The organism is Bowmanella yangjiangensis, assembly GCF_017255015.1.
GTDB classification, from domain to species: domain Bacteria; phylum Pseudomonadota; class Gammaproteobacteria; order Enterobacterales; family Alteromonadaceae; genus Bowmanella; species Bowmanella yangjiangensis.
On the sequence record NZ_JAFKCS010000274.1, the window covers coordinates 1 to 1063 of the forward strand.

The following is a 1063-nucleotide window of genomic DNA, read 5'->3' on the forward strand; positions in this document are numbered from 1 at the left end:
CGGCAAGACCAGAACCCCGCGCACTGCGCGGGGTTTTCGTTTCAGCCGGAGGAAACCTCCGGATTGGCGGAAGGCTGCTCGACGGCCGGCTCCGCAGCCTGCGGCAGATTCTCGGGGGCGACCTGTTCGAGCAGCGATTCGGGCCAGCGCGCGAAACGCAGCCCGGTGATGCGGTTGAGCCGCTCCAGCGCGTCCTGCGGGTCGCGTCGATGGAGATGGATTACTTTGTTTCTGCCAGTCATTCCTGCATGCGTCCTTAGCGATCCCTGCCCTGCTGGCAGTTCGATAGCAACTGAAACTGCCGTTGCCAGAAACATGCCAGCCCTGTGTATCACGCCGTTACTCGGCGTCACGCCTGCTGCACTGATGAAAGCACGGAGTAGTGACGCCGCAAACTGACGTTTTTTGTCACCTGCCATCCCTGGCGGTGACCCTTCGGGCCGTCGCTACGCGACGTCAAGCATTTCTCCCGGAAATCCTTTGTCACCTGCCATCCCTGGCGGTGACCCTCCGGGCCGTCGCTACGCGACGTCAAGCATTTCTCCCGGAAATCCTTTGTCACCTGCCATCCCCGGCGGTGACCCTTCGGGCCGTCGCTACGTGACAGCGTGCGCTCAATCCTTGCCCGGTAACCAGAGCGCCAGGCTGATACCGAACTGTTCTTCGCGCTCATTCTGCAGGTGCTCGAGGCCCTTGCACAGGCTCGGGTACCAGGGCTCGTCGAGCTGCGCGGGCAGCTGCGAGACGTTCGGCAACGGCCACGGGCTGAGTTCCAGCAACTGATGCAGGGTGAAGTTGTGCAGGTCCCGGCACAGTACCCAGCCCGCATTACCGACCTTGCATGCCAGGCGCTCGCGCTCGAGAAAGCTCAGCACCTCGGCCCACTGGTCCTCCGGCAAGCGCCAGCCGGCGCGCTGCAGGTCGCCGTGGTGCAGCGCTTCGCCCTTCTGCTGACGCTTCAACAGCAAGCGCAGGATCACCAGCAGGATCAGCGCCTTGGCGATCGGTTCACGCCGCCAGTGGCGAGGCTGCGACAGGCCGTACACCAGCTCGGCACCCAACA

The 1063-nt window shown here is 63.9% G+C and carries 2 protein-coding genes; both read right to left on the reverse strand.

The features are described 5' to 3' along the window. Window positions 1–41 precede the first annotated feature (41 nt). Entirely contained in the window at window positions 42–242 is a 201-nt protein-coding gene (locus tag J0A65_RS23920) for a hypothetical protein (RefSeq protein ID WP_206596770.1), read from the reverse strand. Window positions 243–614: 372 nt separating this feature from the next. Further along, the coding region (locus J0A65_RS23925) for a hypothetical protein (RefSeq protein ID WP_206596771.1) at window positions 615–1063 on the reverse strand (449 nt) is incomplete at its 5' end.

Bases quoted from the DNA above. Each gene is read 5' to 3' on its own strand.
- J0A65_RS23920 (WP_206596770.1), bottom strand. From the start codon at position 242: ATGACTGGCAGAAACAAAGTAATCCATCTCCATCGACGCGACCCGCAG.